Genomic DNA, 16825 nt, shown 5'->3' with positions numbered 1-16825 from the left:
ATTTGTCACCACATATCCATAAGCTGCCTGCTAAGGTTGGCAAGCCCGTCTTCGCAACGGATAATGCCCAGTTTTTCCACCCGCGCATCGATGCGCCGCCGCGCTTGCGGTCGAAAGAGAAGACCATGAAAGACACCATTCGCCAGCTGATCCAACAAGCCCTCACCCAACTCGTCAACGAAGGTGTGTTGCCTGAAGGCCTGACGCCGGCGATTCAGGTGGAGAACGCGCGTGACAAGACTCACGGCGACTTCGCCAGCAACATCGCCATGATGCTGGCCAAGCCTGCAGGCATGAAGCCGCGCGATCTGGCGGAAAAAATCATCGCTGCGTTGCCGGCCGACGAGAACGTCACCAAGGCCGAAATCGCCGGCCCGGGCTTCATCAACTTCTTCCAGAACACTCAGGCGCTGGCTTCGCGACTCGACGCTGCCCTGGCCGACGCCCACGTCGGCGTGAGCAAGGCAGGTCCTGCGCAGCGCACCGTGGTCGACCTGTCTGCGCCGAACCTGGCCAAAGAGATGCACGTCGGCCACTTGCGTTCGACCATCATTGGCGATGGCGTGGCGCGCGTACTTGAATTCCTCGGCGACGAAGTGATCCGTCAGAACCACGTTGGCGACTGGGGCACCCAGTTCGGCATGCTGATGGCCTATCTGCAAGAGAACCCGATCACCAGCGACGAACTGTCGGACCTGGAAAACTTCTACCGCGCCGCCAAGCAGCGTTTCGACGAGTCCGCCGAATTCGCCGACCGCGCCCGTGGCCTGGTGGTCAAGTTGCAGGCCGGCGACGCCGAGTGCCTGGCGCTGTGGACCAAGTTCAAGGACATCTCGCTGTCGCACTGCCAGAAGATCTACGAACTGCTCAACGTCAAACTGACCATGGCCGACGTGATGGGCGAAAGCGCCTACAACGACGACCTGATCAATGTGGTCAACGACCTGAAAGCGGCCGGCATGCTGGTCGAGAGCAACGGCGCCCAGTGCGTGTTCCTCGACGAGTTCAAGAACGCCGACGGCGACCCGCTGCCGGTGATCATCGTCAAGGCTGACGGCGGCTACCTGTACGCCACCACTGACCTGGCAGCCGTGCGCTATCGCAGCGGCAAACTGAAAGCCGACCGCGCGCTGTACTTCGTCGATCAACGTCAGGCGCTGCACTTCCAGCAAGTGTTTGCCGTGGCACGCAAGGCCGGCTTCGTGACCCATCCGATGGAAATGGAGCACATGGGCTTCGGCACCATGAACGGCGCCGATGGCCGTCCGTTCAAGACCCGCGACGGCGGCACCGTGAAGTTGATCGATCTGCTGACCGAAGCTCAGGACCGCGCCTACAACCTGGTGAAGGAGAAGAACCCGGAGCTTGCCGAAGACGAGCTGCGCAACATCGCCAAGGTCGTCGGCATCGGTGCGGTGAAATACGCCGACCTGTCCAAACACCGCACCAGCGACTACAGCTTCAACTTCGATTTGATGCTCAACTTCGAAGGCAACACCGCGCCGTATCTGCTGTACGCCTACACCCGTGTGGCCGGTGTATTCCGCAAACTGGGCAAGGACTTCAGCGAAGTCGACGGCCAGATCGTCCTCGAAGCGGCACACGAACATGAGCTCGCAGCCAAGCTGGCGCAGTTCGGCGAAGTGCTGAACAACGTGTCCGATAAAGGCACGCCACACATTCTTTGCACCTACCTGTACGACGTCGCCGGCCTGTTCTCGAGCTTCTACGAGAACTGCCCGATCCTCACCGCCGAAACCCCGGCCCAGATGCAGAGCCGTCTGCGTCTGGCCGCGTTGACCGGTCGCACCCTCAAGCAAGGCCTGGAGCTGTTGGGTCTGGAAACTCTGGAGCGTATGTAAGTTGGCTGCCAAGAAAAAACCTGCACCCAAACGTGGCGCCAGCCGTTACCAGGCGCCTGCGAAGCAGCCGATCCCAGGTTGGCTGTGGATGGCCATCGGCCTGACGGTCGGTGCGTTCATCGTGTTCCTGATGAAGCTGGAGCCTGGCAAAGGCAGCGACACGGTCAAGCGCGAGAAGGTCGAGCAACAGCAGAAAGCGAAAATCGCCGAAGCCAACAAGACCCCGCCGAGCCCGACGCAACCGGTGAAGCCGAAGTACGACTTCTACACCCTGCTGCCGGAATCGGAAGTGATCGTGCCGCCGGACGCCGTACCGGAGAAAACCCTGCCGACGCCGCAAGTGCCGACAACACCGGTCACCCCGGCGGAAGCAGCAAAAATCGACACTGCGCGGGCTCAGGCCGCATTGGCAGGCATTACCCCGCCGCCGGCACCTCCGGTGAAAGCAGCGCCGGTGACCAAATTCTTCCTCCAGGCCGGTTCGTTCCGCAAAGAGGCGGATGCGGACAAGGTTCGGGCGCAGATCATTTTGCTCGGCCAGGCGGTGGCGGTTGAGTCGGGTACGGTGAAGGATGAAACCTGGTATCGCGTACTGGTCGGCCCGTTCAGCAACCGTGAGCAGCTGACCACGGCACAGAAACAACTGGCCGGCAGCGGCTTCAGCAACCTGTTGTTACAACAACGCCAGAGCCGCTGATTTCGCCAGTAGCACCGCGTCATCGTTCTTCGCGAGCAGGCTCGCTCCCACAGGACCAGGGTAAATCCTGTGGGAGCGAGCCTGCTCGCGAAGGCGCACCGACAAACACTAAAGCCTGCAACAGGCACACCACCCCTCGTCCCCTCTCCCGCCCCGCAGTTGAAATCCTCCGCGCCACCCCCATATGAATGGGCATAGGCATTTTCGCCCCGCTGCGTGGAGACTCTTCCCTTGACCACCATCGTTTCAGTCCGCCGCCACGGCAAAGTCGTCATGGGCGGCGACGGCCAGGTTTCTCTCGGCAACACCGTGATGAAAGGCAACGCAAAGAAAGTTCGTCGCCTGTACCACGGCCAGGTCATCGCGGGCTTTGCCGGTGCCACCGCCGACGCCTTCACCTTGTTTGAACGCTTCGAAGGCCAGCTCGAGAAACATCAGGGCCACCTGATCCGCGCCGCTGTCGAACTCGCCAAAGAATGGCGCACCGACCGTTCCCTCAGCCGCCTCGAAGCCATGCTCGCGGTCGCCAACAAGGATGCATCCCTGATCATCACCGGCAACGGTGACGTGGTCGAACCGGAAAACGGCCTGATCGCCATGGGCTCCGGTGGCGGTTACGCCCAGGCTGCGGCCAGCGCGCTGCTGAAAAAGACCGACCTGTCGGCTCGCGAAATCGTCGAAACCGCACTTGGTATCGCCGCCGACATCTGTGTATTCACCAACCACACTCAGACCATTGAGGAGCAGGATCTCGCTGAAGAAGCCTGACTCGGCCCCGTGCCACGGCTTTTTTCTGCTTGAGGACCGCCAAAAATTATGTCCATGACTCCCCGCGAAATCGTCCACGAACTCAACCGCCACATCATCGGCCAGGACGATGCCAAGCGCGCCGTCGCGATTGCCCTGCGCAACCGCTGGCGCCGCATGCAGCTGCCTGAAGAGCTGCGCGTTGAAGTGACCCCGAAGAACATCCTGATGATCGGCCCGACCGGTGTCGGTAAAACCGAGATCGCCCGTCGTCTGGCGAAACTGGCCAACGCGCCGTTCATCAAGGTCGAAGCGACCAAGTTCACCGAAGTCGGCTATGTCGGCCGTGACGTCGAGTCGATCATCCGTGATCTGGCCGATGCTGCGATCAAGATGCTGCGCGAACAGGAAATGTCCCGCGTTCGCCATCGCGCCGAGGACGCCGCCGAAGATCGCATCCTCGACGCACTGCTGCCGCCGGCCCGCATGGGCTTGAACAGCGATGAGTCGACGAGTCAGGATTCCAACACGCGTCAGCTGTTCCGCAAGCGTCTGCGCGAAGGTCAGCTGGACGACAAGGAAATCGAGATCGAAGTCGCCGAAGTGGCCGGCATCGAGATCGCCACGCCGCCGGGCATGGAAGAGATGACCAACCAGTTGCAAAGCCTGTTTGCCAACATGGGCAAGGGCAAGAAGAAGTCGCGCAAGCTCAAGGTCAAAGAAGCGTTGAAACTGGTGCGCGACGAAGAAGCCGGGCGACTGGTCAACGAAGAAGAGTTGAAGGCCAAGGCCCTCGAAGCGGTCGAGCAGCACGGTATCGTGTTCATCGACGAGATCGACAAAGTGGCCAAGCGCGGTAATTCCGGCGGCGTCGACGTGTCCCGCGAGGGTGTGCAGCGCGACCTGCTGCCACTGATTGAAGGCTGCACCGTCAACACCAAACTGGGCATGGTCAAGACTGACCACATCCTGTTCATCGCGTCTGGCGCATTCCACCTGAGCAAGCCGAGCGATCTGGTACCGGAGCTGCAAGGCCGCCTGCCGATCCGCGTCGAACTCAAGGCCCTGAGCCCGGAAGACTTCGAACGCATCCTCAGCGAACCGCATGCCTCGCTCACCGAGCAATATTGCGCGCTGCTGAAAACCGAAGGCCTGAACATCGAGTTCCAGCCCGAAGGCATCAAGCGCATCGCCGAGATCGCCTGGCAGGTTAACGAGAAGACCGAGAACATCGGTGCTCGTCGTCTGCACACGCTGCTCGAGCGCCTGCTGGAAGAGGTGTCGTTCAGCGCCGGCGATCTGGCCAGCAGTCACGATGACAAGGTGATCCTGATCGACGCTGAATACGTCAACAGCCACCTCGGCGAATTGGCGCAGAACGAAGATCTGTCCCGCTACATTCTGTAGAGCTGCAAGCTACAAGCCGCGAGCGGCAAGCTGAGTTAAGCTTGCCGCTTGTAGCTCGCAGCTGAAGGCTTTTCCTATGATTCCTAGCGACATCAAACTTCACAAAGCCTCGAAAACCCTGACGCTCACCTACGCGTCCGGCGAGGAGTTCACCCTGCCCGCGGAATTTCTGCGTGTGCATTCTCCCTCCGCCGAGGTCCAGGGCCACGGCAAACCGATCCTGCAATTCGGCAAGCTCAACGTCGGTCTGAGCAAGCTGGAACCGGCCGGTCACTACGCACTGAAACTGACCTTCGATGACGGCCACGACAGTGGCTTGTTCACTTGGGAATATCTCTATGAGCTGGGGCGACGTCATGACGCACTCTGGGCCGATTATCTGGCCGAGCTCAAAGCCGCTGGTAAAACCCGTGATCCGGACGAGTCAATCGTCAAGCTGATGCTCTAGTCCGAGGGTCCTGCTCTTTAGAGGGCATTTTCTAACTTCATCTGTTTGAATGCTCCGCTGTGGCGTCGAGGATCGGCCCGCTTGCGAAAAAAATTAAACTCGGGTAACCAATGGAGCTGGCAAGTTCCCTGCAGTGCTCTACGACTGTAAAGCAGCTATGCAGAATTAACGGTCACCCGAGCAGTAGTACCTGGCAATCGCTGTGGAACTGCACAGCAGATAGCCGGGTACTCGTCTCAGGACAATGGAGCGTCGTAGATGAGTAACAAGAATAACGATGACCTGAAGTATCAAGCCTCGGAAAACACCTTGGGGCTTAATCCCGTCGTTGGGCTGCGCGGAAAGGATCTGCTGGCCTCTGCTCGTATGGTGCTCAAACAGGCCATCAAACAACCGATCCATAGCGTCAGGCACGTCACCCATTTCGGCCTCGAACTGAAAAACGTGCTGTTTGGCAAATCCGAACTGCAACCGGCAGGCGATGACCGCCGCTTCGCTGATCCTGCGTGGAGCCAGAACCCGCTCTACAAACGTTATCTGCAAACCTATCTGGCGTGGCGCAAGGAACTCCATGCCTGGATCGACGACAGCAGCCTGTCGCCCAAAGACATCGCGCGTGGCCACTTCGTCATCAACCTGATGACCGAGGCCATGGCCCCGACCAACACCGCAGCCAACCCTGCAGCGGTCAAACGCTTCTTCGAAACCGGTGGCAAAAGCCTGCTCGACGGCCTCTCCCATCTGGCCAAGGATCTGGTGCACAACGGCGGCATGCCGAGCCAGGTCAACATGGGCGCGTTCGAGGTCGGCAAAAGCCTGGGCGTGACTGAAGGCGCCGTGGTGTTTCGCAACGATGTGCTGGAGCTGATCCAGTACCGGCCGATCACCGAGCAAGTCCACGAGCGCCCACTATTGGTGGTGCCGCCACAGATCAACAAGTTTTACGTATTCGACCTGAGCCCGGACAAGAGCCTGGCGCGCTTCTGCCTGCGCAACAACGTGCAGACTTTCATTGTCAGCTGGCGTAACCCGACCAAGGCGCAGCGCGAGTGGGGCCTGTCGACGTACATCGATGCGCTGAAAGAGGCGGTCGACGTGGTCACCGCGATCACCGGCAGCAAAGACATCAACATGCTCGGCGCCTGCTCCGGCGGCATCACCTGCACCGCCCTGCTCGGCCACTATGCGGCGCTCGGCCAGAACAAGGTCAATGCCCTGACCCTGCTGGTCAGCGTGCTCGACACCACGCTGGACAGCGACGTCGCCCTGTTCGTCGACGAACAGACCCTGGAGACCGCCAAGCGCCACTCGTATCAGGCCGGGGTGCTTGAGGGCAAAGACATGGCCAAGGTCTTCGCGTGGATGCGCCCCAACGACCTGATCTGGAACTACTGGGTCAATAACTACCTGCTCGGCAACGAGCCGCCGGTGTTCGACATCCTGTTCTGGAACAACGACACCACACGGTTGCCGGCAGCGTTCCACGGCGACCTGATCGAGATGTTCAAAAACAATCCACTGATTCGTGCCAATGCACTGGAAGTGTGCGGCACACCGATCGACCTCAAGCAGGTCACCGCCGATATCTATTCGCTGGCCGGCACCAATGACCACATCACCCCGTGGAAGTCTTGCTACAAGTCGGCGCAATTGTTTGGTGGGAAAGTGGAGTTCGTGTTGTCGAGCAGCGGCCACATCCAAAGCATTCTGAACCCGCCGGGCAACCCGAAGTCCCGATACATGACCGGCGAAGAGATGGCCGCGAATGCCGAAGACTGGCAAGAGAACTCGACCAAGCACACGGATTCCTGGTGGCTGCATTGGCAGGCGTGGCAGGCCGAGCGGGCGGGCAACCTGAAAAAGGCCCCGACCAAACTGGGCAACAAGGCTTACCCGGCGGGCGAAACATCGCCGGGCACTTACGTACATGAAAGATAGCGGCAAGCCACAGGCTACAAGCCGCAAGCTGAGCAAGTTCTGCTTGAAGCTTGCGGCTTGTAGCTGCTCCACTCTAACCCGAAGGGCCTGACGCATGCCGCAACCGTTCATATTCCGTACCGTCGAGCTGGATGGCCAGACCCTCCGCACGGCGGTACGCCCCGGCAAGCCTCACTTGACGCCCTTGCTGATTTTCAACGGCATCGGCGCCAACCTGGAGCTGGTGTTTCCATTTGTCGCGGCGCTGGACCCGGATCTGGAAGTGATCGCCTTCGACGTGCCCGGTGTCGGCGGCTCCTCGACGCCCAATCGGCCATACCGTTTTCCTGGCCTGGCCAAACTGACGTCGCGGATGCTCGATTACCTCGACTACGGTCAGGTCAATGTGATCGGCGTGTCGTGGGGCGGCGCGCTCGCGCAGCAATTCGCCTACGACTACCCCGAGCGCTGCAAGAAACTGGTGCTCGCGGCGACCGCTGCAGGTGCCGTGATGGTGCCGGGCAAACCGAAAGTGCTGTGGATGATGGCCAGCCCCAGGCGCTACATCCAGCCGTCGCATGTGATCCGCATCGCGCCGATGATCTACGGCGGCTCGTTTCGCCGCGACCCAACGCTGGCGGCCAGCCATGCCGCGAAAGTGCGCTCGGCGGGCAAGCTCGGTTACTACTGGCAACTGTTCGCCGGCCTTGGCTGGACCAGCATTCACTGGCTGCACAAGATCCATCAACCGACGCTGGTGCTGGCCGGCGACGACGATCCACTGATCCCGTTGGTCAATATGCGCATGCTCGCCTGGCGAATTCCCAACGCCCAGTTGCACATCATCGATGACGGCCATCTGTTCCTGATTACCCGTGCCGAAGCTGTGGCACCGATCATCATGAAATTCCTCCAGGAGGAACGTCAGCGAGCGGTGATGCACCCGCACCCGTCACCATTGGGCGGCTGATCGCTGCGGCAGGCTTTATGCAGGGCTTTACACAGAGTGCGCAGCAGGACGCCGCGCAGGCAGCAATCCATAACAGCGTCTATGGTGTTCTGGTTCGGTGAGTTTGTTTTTGGCCTGAAGACGAAGGAGTGTTGAGTCATGCGCGACAAACCAGCGACGGGCGTAGTGCCAAGTCCGGCCGTGTTCATCAACGCACAAAGTGCGATCACCGGTTTGCGCGGTCGGGATCTGATCTCGACGCTGCGCAGCGTCGCCGCCCATGGTCTGCGCAACCCGGTCCACAGCGCCAGGCACGCCCTGAAACTGGGCGGCCAACTCGGTCGCGTGTTGCTCGGCGAGACCCTGCATCCCACTAATCCGCAGGACAGCCGTTTTGCCGATCCGGCGTGGAGCCTCAATCCGTTTTATCGACGCAGTCTGCAGGCGTATCTGGCCTGGCAGAAGCAGGTCAAGAGCTGGATCGACGACAGCAACATGAACCCGGAGGACCGCGCCCGCGCCCACTTCGCCTTCACCCTGCTCAACGACGCCGTGGCGCCGTCCAACACCCTGCTCAACCCGCTGGCGATCAAGGAGCTGTTCAACTCCGGCGGCAACAGTCTGGTGCGCGGCCTCAGTCATTTGTTTGATGATCTGCTGCACAACGATGGCCTGCCACGGCAGGTGACCCGTCAGGCTTTCGAAGTCGGTAAAACGGTTGCCACCACACCCGGCTCGGTGGTGTTTCGCAACGAGATGCTCGAGCTTATCCAGTACAAGCCGATGAGCGAAAAACAGTACGCCAAGCCGCTGCTGGTGGTGCCGCCGCAAATCAACAAGTACTACATTTTCGACCTCAGCCCGCAGAACAGCTTTGTGCAGTACGCCCTGAAGAACGGCCTGCAGACTTTCATGATCAGCTGGCGCAACCCGGATGTGCGCCACCGCGAGTGGGGCTTGTCGACGTATGTCGAGGCCGTGGAAGAAGCGATGAACGTGTGCCGGGCGATCACCGGCGCCCGCGAGGTCAACCTGATGGGCGCCTGCGCCGGCGGCCTGACCATCGCCGCACTGCAAGGTCATTTGCAGGCCAAGCGGCAATTGCGCCGTATCTCCAGCGCCACCTACCTGGTCAGCCTGCTCGACAGCCAGATCGAAACCCCGGCCACGCTGTTTGCCGATGAGCAGACCCTCGAAGCCGCCAAGCGTCGCTCCTATCAAAAAGGCGTGCTGGATGGTCGCGACATGGCCAAGGTATTCGCCTGGATGCGCCCGAATGATTTGATCTGGAGCTACTTCGTCAACAATTACCTGTTGGGCAAGGAGCCGCCAGCCTTCGACATTCTCTACTGGAACAACGACAACACCCGTCTGCCGGCAGCCTTGCACGGCGACCTGCTGGATTTCTTCAAGCACAACCCGCTCACCCACCCGGGCGGGCTGGAAGTGTGCGGCACGCCGATTGACCTGCAGAAAGTCACGATCGACAGTTTCAGCGTCGCCGGCATGAACGACCACATCACGCCATGGGATGCGGTGTATCGCTCGACCCTGTTACTGGGTGGCGACCGCCGTTTCGTGCTGTCCAACAGCGGCCATGTGCAGAGCATTCTCAACCCGCCCAGCAACCCGAAAGCCTCGTATGTCGAGAACGGCAAGATGAGCAGTGATCCACGCGCCTGGTACTACGACGCCAAACACGTCGACGGCAGTTGGTGGCCGAAGTGGCTGGAATGGATTCAGCAGCGCTCGGGCGCCCAGCACGAAACCCAGATGACCCTCGGTAACCCGAACTATCCACCGATGGAGGCAGCACCCGGTACTTACGTGCGTGTGCGCTGACGCTTAACCGAACTTTTCTAAGAAGACTGGATGAAAACCCGCGACCGGATTCTCGAATGTGCTCTGCAATTGTTCAACGAAAAGGGCGAGCCGAACGTTTCCACCATGGAAGTTGCCAACGAAATGGGGATCAGCCCCGGCAACCTCTACTACCACTTTCACGGCAAGGAACCGCTGATACTTGGGCTGTTCGACCGCTTCCAGAATGAACTGGCACCGCTGCTGGATCCACCGCCGGACGTGGAGCTGGCGCCGGAGGATTACTGGCTGTTTTTGCATTTGATCGTCGAGCGGCTGGCGCAGTACCGGTTCCTGTTTCAGGACCTGTCGAACCTGGCGGGGCGATTGCCGAAACTGGCGAAGGGCATTCGTCATCTGCTCAATGCGTTGAAGCGCACGCTGGCGTCGTTGCTGGCGCGGTTGAAGGCTTCGGGGCAGTTGGTCAGTGATACCCAGGCGCTGGGGCAACTGGTGGAGCAGATCACCATGACGTTGCTGTTTTCGCTGGATTATCAGCGGATTTTGGATCGCGAAGGCGAGGTTCGCTTGGTCGTGTACCAGATCATGATGCTGGTGGCGCCGCATTTGTTGCCGCCGGTGAAGGTGGCCACGGAGCGGATGGCTTTGCAGTATCTGGAAGATCATGACTGACTTCAAAAGCCCCTCACCCCAGCCCTCTCCCTCTGAGAGAGGGCTAGGGTGAGGGGCTATTGGATTTCAAATAAAAAACGCCCGACCTTCACAGGCCGGGCGTTTTGTTTTGCCCTGAAAAATCAGGACTGACTGGTTGGCGTCGACGGGGTCGATGCAGCAGTCGGGGTTGCGGCCGGGGTCGGTGCAGCGGCGGAGTTCGACGCGCTGGCCGGGGTTGCCGGGGTCGCAGGCTTGGCTGCTGGAGCGGCCGGTTTTGGCGCAGCGGCTTTCGGCGCGGCCGGTTTTTTCACTGCCGGCTTCTTCGCTGCAGCCGGTTTGGCTGCGGGCTTGGCGGCAGCGGTTTTCGCGGCTGGCTTGGCGGCTGCTTTTGCTGCAGGTTTGGCAACCGACTTGGCAGCGGTCTTGGCAGCAGCAACCGGTTTGGCCGCGGCTTTTGCAGCAGGTTTGGCGGCCGCTGTTTTCGCTACGGATTTAACCGCAGCCTTGGCTTTCGCCACAGGTTTGGCAGCCGCTTTGGCCAATGGCTTGGCCGCGGTTTTGGCTGCTGGCTTGGCCGCTGCAGTTTTAGCTGCCGGTTTTGCCGCAGCGGTTTTCGCCGCCACAGGACGTGCCTTCTCGCCGGTGAGTTTTTCGATCTGCTTGGTCAAGGTTTCAACCTTGCTGTGCAGGGCCTTGACCTCATTGCGGCTCGGTACGCCCAGGCGCGAAATCGCGCTGTTCAGGCGCTTGTCGAAAGCTCCTTCGAGCTCGTCCCACTTGCCCAGCGCGCGATCTTTCACGCCGCTGATGCGCGACTTGGCAGAAGAAGCAGAATCCTTGGCGGCATCGACTTTTTTGCCGACTGCAGACTTGGTGAGCTTCTCGGCTTTCTCGCCGTCTTTGACCAATGTATCGAAGAGCTTGCTGCCGTCAGTGTCGATCTTCGAGTACACGCCTAAACCAGCCAGCCAGATTTTGCGGGAGTAGTCTTCGACTTTCCCAATCCACGAGCTGCCTTCTTTATCGGTGTTCTTTTTACCAGCCATCCCGTTCTCCTTAAGATTTACGCGCGACGCGTTCGAGCAATGCCGTCAGCTCATCGAGCTTAGCAGAGAGTGTCTCAACGTCATGTTTAGACGGAATGCCGATACGATTCAAGGCGCTTGCTACACGGGTATCGAATGCCTTCTCGACCTTGTCGAGCTGAACTTCGACGCGACCTTTGAAAGAACTGACTTCATCCCGGGCTTCGTCGATTTCGGCATTGGCCGCTTCGAGTTTTTCGGTGACGACCTTTTTGCCTTTCTTTTCAACAGTTTGACCAGCCTTGATCAACTCTTGAAAGTACTCGCCGCCCTCTTGGCCAACCTTGGCGTAGGCACCCAGGCCTGCCAGCCAGATCTTGCGGGCATAGGATTTGACGTCGCTCAGAGCAGAAGTCGAAGCGTCGATTTTTTTCTTCAAAATTACTTTGGCCATGGTGCACCTCACGCGCAGAAGGTTTGAGGAACTGCCCGCGAAAGTGTCGGGCTCAGGCACAAAGTAAGTAGAAAAATTAGAAACGGCACCCTAACAACTGACATAAACAGCAGGGGCACCCCAAAACAAATGTGGGAGCGAGCCTGCTCGCGAATACGGCGTATCAGTCAATAGCTGAGTCGACTGACACACTGCTTTCGCGAGCAGGCTCGCTCCCACAGGAGATCTCGGTTTATCGAAAAATCGCGATCAGACCAGCGCTTTATCGAGAGCTTTCTCGATCTCGGCTTTGATCATGCCGCTCATGGCCGACATCATCAGGCCCAGTTCCACGTCGACGCGGATCGACTCATCACCAACATGCACCGCGCCTTTCACACCCGAGCGCTTGAGATTCAATACGTCGCCCGACCATTGCGGCTCCAGGCCGTATTGTTCATTAAGCTTTTTGGCCAGCTTGTCGGCCTTCTCGCGGGCGGCTTCCTTACCCAGGCTGTGGGCACGCTCAACACTGATTTTGGCCATTGGGTGGCTCCTTCTTTTTGAATACAGCTACGAATGCTTGTCGGTAAATCTTGACCGCGTCTGCGGCAAATCGTCCCGAGGGTTGCTCATCTTACCTTTAGCCATTCCAAGACAAAGCATGCCCTGGGGATTAGAATGTCGCGCATTCTCTTTTGGTGACAGCGATATGACTGATCAGCGCAAAGGCAGCGATGCCGAACCCACCACTCACTTCGGCTTCAAAAACGTTCCGGAAAGCCAGAAAGCGGAAAAAGTCGCTGAGGTGTTCCACTCCGTAGCCGCCAAGTACGACTTGATGAACGACCTTCTGTCGGGCGGCATGCACCGTTTGTGGAAGCGTTTCGCGATTGAGCTGTCGGGCGTGCGCAGCGGTAATCGCGTGCTCGACATCGCCGGCGGCACCGGTGACCTGACCAAAAAGTTTTCACACCTCGTTGGCCCGACCGGCCAGGTGGTATTGGCCGACATCAACGAATCCATGCTCAAGGTCGGCCGTGACCGCCTGCTGGATCTGGGTGTGGCGGGCAACGTCGAATTCGTCCAGGCCGACGCAGAAAAACTGCCTTTCCCGGACAATCATTTCGACTGCGTCACGATCGCTTTCGGCCTGCGCAACGTGACGCACAAGGAAGACGCCCTGCGTTCGATGCTGCGCGTACTCAAGCCCGGCGGTCGTCTGCTGGTGCTGGAATTCTCCAAGCCGACCAACGCGCTGATGTCCAAAGCCTACGACGCTTACTCGTTCGCCTTCATGCCGCTGATGGGCAAGCTGATCACCAACGACTCGGAAAGCTATCGTTACCTGGCCGAATCGATCCGTATGCACCCGAATCAGGAAACCCTGAAGTCGATGATGGTTGATGCCGGTTTCGACCGTGTGACCTATCACAACATGACCGCAGGCATCGTCGCCCTGCACCGCGGCATCAAGCCCTGATGCTGCTCACCGGGCTGCTCGCCAGCGTTGAACTCGGCCTGAACCGGGTGCTGCGTCTCGACAGCACGGCGCTGCCGCGGCTGGCGCATTTGACCGGCAAGGTGATTGCCGTCGATTGCCGCAGTCCGGCGCTGCAGCTGTTCATTTTGCCCAGCGACGAAGGCCTGATGCTGGCCTCGCACTGGGAAAGCGGCGTCGATTGCACCCTGCGTGCGCCGGCGTCCAGCCTGCTGAAACTGGCCCTGAGCAAAGACAAGACCGCGGTGCTGCATGCCCCGGAAGTCGAGCTCGATGGCGACAGCGGCGTGCTGCTGGAGCTGGCCGGCGTGTTGCAGGATCTGGAGCTGGACTGGGAGTATGAACTCTCGCGCTGGCTCGGCCCGGTTGCCACGCAACTGGTTGGCGGTCATCTGCGCAGCCGCGCGCGCTGGTATCAACAAGGATTTGCCAGCCTCAACCAGAACCTCGCCGAATACCTCGCCGAAGAATCGCGCACCCTCGTCGGGCAGCGCGAAGCCGAAGCGCGGTTCAGCGAACTGGACCGGATCAAACTTGATCTGGAACGTCTCGAGGCGCGTTTCGAGCGCCTTTCCCGATCCCTCGACCCAAGCGATAACGCATGAAGCTGCTCGCCGTCCGCCGTCTGCTGCGCATCCAGTCCGTCGTGATCCGCTACCGCCTCGATGACCTGCTGTTCGATCTGCCGCTGCCCTGGTTTCTCCTGGCGCTGCGTTATGTGCTGCCGTGGCGCTGGTTCCCGCGCAAGACGCTGGAGCTGAGCCGAGGCGCGCGATTGCGTCTGGCGCTGCAGGATCTGGGGCCGATTTTCATCAAGTTCGGGCAGATTCTCTCGACCCGCCGCGACCTGTTGCCCGAAGACATCGCCGATGAGCTGATGCTGCTACAGGATCGCGTGCCGCCGTTCGACTCGCAGCTGTCGATCAAGCTGATCGAAGAGCAGCTCGGCAAGAAAATCAGCGAAGTGTTCAGCCGTTTCGACGTCCAGCCGCTGGCTTCCGCTTCGGTGGCACAGGTGCATGCCGCGCAGCTGAAAACCGGCGAAGAAGTGGTGGTCAAGGTGATCCGCCCGGGTCTGAAGCCAATCATCGCGCAGGATCTCGCATGGCTGTTCATCCTCGCCCGGGCGGCTGAAAAACTGTCAGCCGACGCGCGTCTGTTGCACCCGGTGGACGTGGTGCAGGACTACGAAAAAACCATCTACGACGAACTCGACCTGCTGCGCGAGGCGGCCAACGCCAGCCAGTTGAAGCGCAACTTCGAAGGTTCGCCGCTGCTCTACGTGCCGCAAGTCTACTGGGACTGGTGCCGGCCGAAAGTGCTGGTGATGGAGCGCATCTACGGCATTCAGGTGACCGATCTGGCGACCCTCGCCGATCAGCGCACCGACATGAAAATGCTCGCCGAACGCGGCGTGGAGATCTTCTTCACCCAGGTGTTCCGCGACAGTTTCTTCCACGCCGACATGCACCCGGGCAACATCTTCGTCAGCACCGTTAACCCGTGGAGCCCGCAGTACATCGCGATCGACTGCGGCATCGTCGGCAGCCTGACCCCGGAAGACCAGGATTATCTGGCACGCAACCTGTTCGCGTTCTTCAAGCGCGACTACCGCCGCGTGGCGCAGTTGCACATCGATTCGGGTTGGGTGCCGGCAGAAACCAAGCTCAACGAATTCGAAGCGGCGATCCGTACCGTGTGTGAACCGATCTTCGAAAAACCGTTAAAAGATATTTCATTCGGCCAGGTGCTGATGCGCCTGTTCCAGACGGCGCGGCGCTTCAACATGGAAGTGCAGCCGCAGTTGGTTTTGCTGCAAAAGACCTTGCTGAACATCGAAGGCCTCGGCCGTCAGCTCTATCCCGATCTGGACCTGTGGAACACCGCGCAGCCGTTCCTTGAGCGCTGGATGCGCGAGCGCGTCAGCCCGAAAACCTTGCTCGGCAACGTGCAAAGCCAGTTCGAACAACTGCCGCACCTGGCCAACATGGCCCGCGATCTGCTCGAGCGCATGTCCCAGCCACACGCCTACGACCCACCGCCGCCGTGGCACAAACGCAAGGACGACTGGTTCCTGCGACTGCTCGGTTGTGCCCATCTGGCGGGCGGTGCGATTCTCGCCGCCGGTGGCCCGATGCTCGAATTGGCGCATTGGCCAGCAGGCATCATGGTGGCTGTCGGTTTGTATCTGGTCGTTCGCCGATAGCACGAATCAGCTGCAAGTTATAAGCTGCGAGCTGCAAGCCTGACGATACTGAAGCACCGCAATCTGCTTTTACTTGCAGCTTGAAGCTCAAAGCTCTTACCTGCGTTTCGGGAATTGAAGATGAAAAACTGGCTGGACGAGATCAAATGGGACGCTGATGGCCTGGTGCCGGCGATTGCCCAGGATCACAAGACCGGACGCGTGCTGATGATGGCGTGGATGAACCGCGAAGCGCTCGAACTGACCGCCGCGGAAAACCGTGCAATCTACTGGTCACGTTCCCGTGGCAAGCTGTGGCGCAAGGGCGAAGAGTCCGGCCACGTGCAGACCTTGCATGAAATGCGTCTGGACTGTGACGCCGACGTGATCATCCTGATGGTCGAACAGATCGGCGACATCGCTTGCCATACCGGCCGTCAAAGCTGCTTTTACCGCGTCTTCGAAAACGGCGACTGGAAAACGGTCGACCCGGTGCTGAAAGACCCGCACGCTATCTATTCCGCAGGACACAAACATGAATGACACTCTGACGCGCCTCGCTCAGGTACTCGAAGAGCGCAAAGGCGCAGCGGCCGACAGCTCGTATGTAGCCAGCCTGTATCACAAAGGCCTGAACAAGATTCTGGAGAAAGTCGGCGAAGAGTCGGTCGAAACCATTATTGCCGCCAAGGACGCTGCCATCAGCGGCGACTGCAGCGATGTGATCTACGAGACGGCTGACCTGTGGTTCCACAGCATGGTCATGCTCGCCCAACTGGGGCAGCATCCGCAGGCTGTACTGGATGAACTGGATCGCCGCTTCGGCCTGTCCGGACACGTCGAGAAAGCCTCGCGTCCGTCCGCCTGAACAATTTTTAGAGAGGAACAGCAACATGGGCATTTTTGACTGGAAACACTGGATCGTCATTCTGGTTGTCGTGGTACTGGTCTTCGGCACCAAGAAACTGAAAAACCTCGGCACCGACGTCGGTGAGTCGATCAAGGGCTTTCGCAAAGCCATGAACGACGACGAGAAGCCAAACGTCGATCCGACCGTGACGCCTGCGCAACCGGTACCACCGGTGCAGCCGCAAGCCACCGCTCAGGCCAACCCGCCGCACACCATCGATGTGCAGGCGCAGAAAGTCGAAGAGCCGATCCGCAAAGACGTGTGAGCAC

At 59.7% G+C, this 16825-nt stretch carries 18 protein-coding genes; 15 read left to right on the top strand and 3 right to left on the bottom strand.

What is annotated here, in order from left to right; genetic code table 11:
- The first annotated feature begins 125 nt into the window (after nt 1-125).
- The 9 genes from argS (at nt 126) to H8B20_RS17970 (ending at nt 10520) form a co-directional block, all read left to right on the top strand.
- Entirely contained in the window at nt 126-1862 is a 1737-nt protein-coding gene (gene argS / locus H8B20_RS18010) for an arginine--tRNA ligase (RefSeq protein ID WP_210624076.1), read from the top strand.
- A gap of 1 nt (nt 1863) precedes the next feature.
- Nucleotides 1864-2559, top strand: coding sequence for an SPOR domain-containing protein (locus H8B20_RS18005; protein WP_042557257.1), 696 nt, complete (start codon nt 1864-1866; stop codon nt 2557-2559).
- A 231-nt stretch (nt 2560-2790) separates the two neighbouring features.
- Nucleotides 2791-3327 carry an ATP-dependent protease subunit HslV gene (gene hslV, locus H8B20_RS18000; protein ID WP_003220875.1) on the top strand — a complete coding sequence of 179 codons (537 nt, stop codon included), beginning with the start codon at nt 2791-2793 and terminating at the stop codon, nt 3325-3327.
- Between the two features lie 48 nt (nt 3328-3375).
- Nucleotides 3376-4713 carry an ATP-dependent protease ATPase subunit HslU gene (gene hslU / locus H8B20_RS17995; RefSeq protein ID WP_200613929.1) on the top strand — a complete coding sequence of 446 codons (1338 nt, stop codon included), beginning with the start codon at nt 3376-3378 and terminating at the stop codon, nt 4711-4713.
- A gap of 76 nt (nt 4714-4789) precedes the next feature.
- Nucleotides 4790-5161 (top strand): gamma-butyrobetaine hydroxylase family protein, encoded by a 372-nt coding sequence (locus H8B20_RS17990; protein WP_042557255.1) that lies wholly within the window; start codon nt 4790-4792, stop codon nt 5159-5161.
- A 258-nt stretch (nt 5162-5419) separates the two neighbouring features.
- Nucleotides 5420-7099 carry a class II poly(R)-hydroxyalkanoic acid synthase gene (phaC, locus tag H8B20_RS17985; protein WP_210624075.1) on the top strand — a complete coding sequence of 560 codons (1680 nt, stop codon included), beginning with the start codon at nt 5420-5422 and terminating at the stop codon, nt 7097-7099.
- 94 nt (nt 7100-7193) lie between these two features.
- The gene (gene phaZ / locus H8B20_RS17980; protein WP_210624074.1) at nt 7194-8048 is read left to right on the top strand and encodes a poly(3-hydroxyalkanoate) depolymerase; all 855 of its coding nucleotides are present in this window, start codon (nt 7194-7196) and stop codon (nt 8046-8048) included.
- Between the two features lie 138 nt (nt 8049-8186).
- Nucleotides 8187-9869: a class II poly(R)-hydroxyalkanoic acid synthase gene (gene phaC, locus H8B20_RS17975; protein ID WP_210624073.1), complete on the top strand. Its 1683-nt coding sequence runs from the start codon at nt 8187-8189 to the stop codon at nt 9867-9869.
- A gap of 30 nt (nt 9870-9899) precedes the next feature.
- Nucleotides 9900-10520 carry a TetR/AcrR family transcriptional regulator gene (locus H8B20_RS17970; RefSeq protein WP_042557251.1) on the top strand — a complete coding sequence of 207 codons (621 nt, stop codon included), beginning with the start codon at nt 9900-9902 and terminating at the stop codon, nt 10518-10520.
- 122 nt (nt 10521-10642) lie between these two features.
- On the opposite strand, the gene H8B20_RS17965 is transcribed toward H8B20_RS17970, so the two are convergent.
- The 3 genes from H8B20_RS17965 to H8B20_RS17955 all read right to left on the bottom strand — a co-directional run bounded on the left by H8B20_RS17965 (nt 10643) and on the right by H8B20_RS17955 (nt 12506).
- On the bottom strand, nt 10643-11548 hold the full coding sequence (locus H8B20_RS17965) for a phasin family protein (RefSeq protein WP_042557250.1): 906 nt from the start codon (nt 11546-11548) through the stop codon (nt 10643-10645).
- A gap of 10 nt (nt 11549-11558) precedes the next feature.
- Nucleotides 11559-11981 (bottom strand): phasin family protein, encoded by a 423-nt coding sequence (locus H8B20_RS17960; protein WP_047299389.1) that lies wholly within the window; start codon nt 11979-11981, stop codon nt 11559-11561.
- Nucleotides 11982-12230: 249 nt separating this feature from the next.
- Complete coding sequence (locus H8B20_RS17955) at nt 12231-12506, bottom strand: polyhydroxyalkanoic acid system family protein (protein WP_047299387.1); 276 nt, start codon at nt 12504-12506, stop codon at nt 12231-12233.
- A gap of 166 nt (nt 12507-12672) precedes the next feature.
- Between H8B20_RS17955 and ubiE the strand changes: the two genes are divergently transcribed.
- The 6 genes from ubiE (at nt 12673) to H8B20_RS17925 (ending at nt 16821) form a co-directional block, all read left to right on the top strand.
- A complete protein-coding gene (gene ubiE / locus H8B20_RS17950) occupies nt 12673-13443 on the top strand; it encodes a bifunctional demethylmenaquinone methyltransferase/2-methoxy-6-polyprenyl-1,4-benzoquinol methylase UbiE (RefSeq protein ID WP_008080626.1) in 771 nt (256 codons plus the stop codon).
- Entirely contained in the window at nt 13443-14066 is a 624-nt protein-coding gene (locus tag H8B20_RS17945) for a ubiquinone biosynthesis accessory factor UbiJ (RefSeq protein WP_210624072.1), read from the top strand. The genes ubiE and H8B20_RS17945 overlap by 1 nt, the downstream gene beginning before the upstream one ends.
- The gene (gene ubiB, locus H8B20_RS17940) at nt 14063-15667 is read left to right on the top strand and encodes a ubiquinone biosynthesis regulatory protein kinase UbiB (protein ID WP_042557246.1); all 1605 of its coding nucleotides are present in this window, start codon (nt 14063-14065) and stop codon (nt 15665-15667) included. Before H8B20_RS17945 ends, ubiB begins: the two co-directional genes overlap by 4 nt.
- Nucleotides 15668-15787: 120 nt before the next feature.
- Complete coding sequence (gene hisI / locus H8B20_RS17935; RefSeq protein ID WP_007909357.1) at nt 15788-16189, top strand: phosphoribosyl-AMP cyclohydrolase; 402 nt, start codon at nt 15788-15790, stop codon at nt 16187-16189.
- On the top strand, nt 16182-16514 hold the full coding sequence (locus tag H8B20_RS17930; protein ID WP_076028950.1) for a phosphoribosyl-ATP diphosphatase: 333 nt from the start codon (nt 16182-16184) through the stop codon (nt 16512-16514). The genes hisI and H8B20_RS17930 overlap by 8 nt, the downstream gene beginning before the upstream one ends.
- A gap of 25 nt (nt 16515-16539) precedes the next feature.
- On the top strand, nt 16540-16821 hold the full coding sequence (locus tag H8B20_RS17925) for a twin-arginine translocase TatA/TatE family subunit (RefSeq protein WP_042557245.1): 282 nt from the start codon (nt 16540-16542) through the stop codon (nt 16819-16821).
- Nucleotides 16822-16825 lie beyond the last annotated feature (4 nt).

The sequence above is a fragment of the Pseudomonas sp. P42 genome (genome assembly GCF_017973755.1).
GTDB lineage: Bacteria > Pseudomonadota > Gammaproteobacteria > Pseudomonadales > Pseudomonadaceae > Aquipseudomonas > Aquipseudomonas iridis.
This window is presented reverse-complemented; position numbering and strand designations above follow the sequence as displayed.

Coding starts and splice junctions, on each gene's coding strand:
- argS (WP_210624076.1), top strand. CDS start 126: ATGAAAGACACCATTCGCCAGCTGATCCAACAAGCCCTCACCCAACTC.
- hslU (WP_200613929.1), top strand. CDS start 3,376: ATGTCCATGACTCCCCGCGAAATCGTCCACGAACTCAACCGCCACATC.
- H8B20_RS17990 (WP_042557255.1), top strand. CDS start 4,790: ATGATTCCTAGCGACATCAAACTTCACAAAGCCTCGAAAACCCTGACG.
- phaC (WP_210624075.1), top strand. CDS start 5,420: ATGAGTAACAAGAATAACGATGACCTGAAGTATCAAGCCTCGGAAAAC.
- phaZ (WP_210624074.1), top strand. CDS start 7,194: ATGCCGCAACCGTTCATATTCCGTACCGTCGAGCTGGATGGCCAGACC.
- phaC (WP_210624073.1), top strand. CDS start 8,187: ATGCGCGACAAACCAGCGACGGGCGTAGTGCCAAGTCCGGCCGTGTTC.
- H8B20_RS17970 (WP_042557251.1), top strand. CDS start 9,900: ATGAAAACCCGCGACCGGATTCTCGAATGTGCTCTGCAATTGTTCAAC.
- H8B20_RS17965 (WP_042557250.1), bottom strand. CDS start 11,548: ATGGCTGGTAAAAAGAACACCGATAAAGAAGGCAGCTCGTGGATTGGG.
- H8B20_RS17960 (WP_047299389.1), bottom strand. CDS start 11,981: ATGGCCAAAGTAATTTTGAAGAAAAAAATCGACGCTTCGACTTCTGCT.
- H8B20_RS17955 (WP_047299387.1), bottom strand. CDS start 12,506: ATGGCCAAAATCAGTGTTGAGCGTGCCCACAGCCTGGGTAAGGAAGCC.
- ubiE (WP_008080626.1), top strand. CDS start 12,673: ATGACTGATCAGCGCAAAGGCAGCGATGCCGAACCCACCACTCACTTC.
- H8B20_RS17945 (WP_210624072.1), top strand. CDS start 13,443: ATGCTGCTCACCGGGCTGCTCGCCAGCGTTGAACTCGGCCTGAACCGG.
- ubiB (WP_042557246.1), top strand. CDS start 14,063: ATGAAGCTGCTCGCCGTCCGCCGTCTGCTGCGCATCCAGTCCGTCGTG.
- hisI (WP_007909357.1), top strand. CDS start 15,788: ATGAAAAACTGGCTGGACGAGATCAAATGGGACGCTGATGGCCTGGTG.
- H8B20_RS17930 (WP_076028950.1), top strand. CDS start 16,182: ATGAATGACACTCTGACGCGCCTCGCTCAGGTACTCGAAGAGCGCAAA.
- H8B20_RS17925 (WP_042557245.1), top strand. CDS start 16,540: ATGGGCATTTTTGACTGGAAACACTGGATCGTCATTCTGGTTGTCGTG.